This is a genomic window from Chryseobacterium sp. KBW03 (assembly GCF_003852415.1).
Lineage (GTDB): Bacteria > Bacteroidota > Bacteroidia > Flavobacteriales > Weeksellaceae > Chryseobacterium > Chryseobacterium viscerum.
The window spans coordinates 1-1,478 of record NZ_QAJO01000019.1; the positions used below are offsets into that span (position 1 = coordinate 1).

Here is a 1,478-nt window from a genome sequence, read left to right on the forward strand (position 1 = left end):
TTAAATTTACATTTAATTTTCCGATTACACACAAGCGGATAAAAATTGGCGAGAGCTATCGCAATCAAAGCAAGTCCCGCTGCTTATCTTTATGTTGAAAAAAAAAGTTATATGAAAACAGCAGGACTTGACGTGCATAAAGATAGTATTTTTTGTGCGGTATTTAATGGGAAGCATTATTCGGATGTGGAGGTTTTCGAAACCTTCAGTACGGGCATTCGACAGTTGGGAGCCTACTTGAAGGCTGCGGGTGTTCTCCGAGTAGCGATGGAGAGTACCAGTATTTACTGGATCCCGGTCTGGAATATTCTCTCTGAAATGGGCTTTGATCTGATGCTGGTGAATCCCTTTTTAATCAAACAGCTGCCCGGCCGCAAAAGCGATGTAAAGGATGCACAGTGGATTGCCCAGCTACTTCACAAAGATATGCTTCGCGGGAGTTTTGTGCCCGGTGAGCGAATACAGGAACTCAGGAGCTACACCCGTTCCTATAGCAAGTTGCAGCAGCGGATAGTCCGTATGCTTACCAAAATGGACAATATCCTCGTACAGGCCGGAATCCGTTTGGGTAGTCTTGTGACCGATATCGGAGGGAAAAGTATGCTGAGTGTCATTGATGCCCTGATAGCCGGGGAGCGTGATGCCGTACGTTTAAGCAAACTGGTCTATGCCAGTAAGAAGAACAAAGAAAACGGAAAGCTGGCAGCAGCACTAACCGGCTGCATGAAGGAGCACCACCGCTTCAACCTGCAGATGGCAAAAGTTGAATACGACCTGTTGATCAAGCAGTCTGCTGAGTATATAGAAAAGATTGAAGCTATCTGCCTGCGTGATTTTCCACGGCAGAGTGCCTTGCTAAAGACGATTCCCGGCGTTAGCCGTATCAGTTCCGCTGTGATCATCGCCGAGACCGGCGCAGACATGAAAGTTTTTGAAAACAGCGGTAAACTGAGCGGATGGGTCGGATTACGACCAAAGAATGATGAAAGCGCAGGGAAATATAAAAGTACAGCGATCACTAAAGGAAACAGATATCTCAAGCCAATACTGGTACAGGTTGCCTGGGCGGCAAGCCGCTGTAAAGGCTCCTATTTTAAAGACAAATTCAACCGTCTAAGTATAAGAAAATCCTCGAAAAAGGCCCTGATCGCTATCGCACGAAAAATATCCGTTGTTGTATGGAATATCCTAAAAGACTTAACCCCTTATAATCCGGCACTACAGGTGATCTACGAACCAGCCAAACTAGATGCCAGGATACGGTATCACCAAAAAGAAATGGAACGCATAGCGAAACTTAAACCATAACAATTTTTTGCGTAAAGGCCGGGTATCTTTATGGTGGCTAAAAGACCCCGTTTTTAAATTGGCCAATGCAAATGCCTGAAAAGGCTATAAGTACACAAGCATGAGTTAATGCCAGCCTTACGGCTGACCAAACTCGAAGAGGAAAATCGCAAAACCCAATGCGCAAGGGG

Annotated in this window: 1 protein-coding gene; it reads left to right on the forward strand. The window is 45.5% G+C overall.

All coding sequences use genetic code 11. The features are described from left to right. Positions 1-111 precede the first annotated feature (111 nt). Positions 112-1,308 carry an IS110 family transposase gene (locus DBR39_RS24075; protein WP_123865850.1) on the forward strand — a complete coding sequence of 399 codons (1,197 nt, stop codon included), beginning with the start codon at positions 112-114 and terminating at the stop codon, positions 1,306-1,308. The last annotated feature ends 170 nt before the right edge of the window (positions 1,309-1,478 follow it).

Coding starts and splice junctions, on each gene's coding strand:
- DBR39_RS24075 (WP_123865850.1), top strand. CDS start 112: ATGAAAACAGCAGGACTTGACGTGCATAAAGATAGTATTTTTTGTGCG.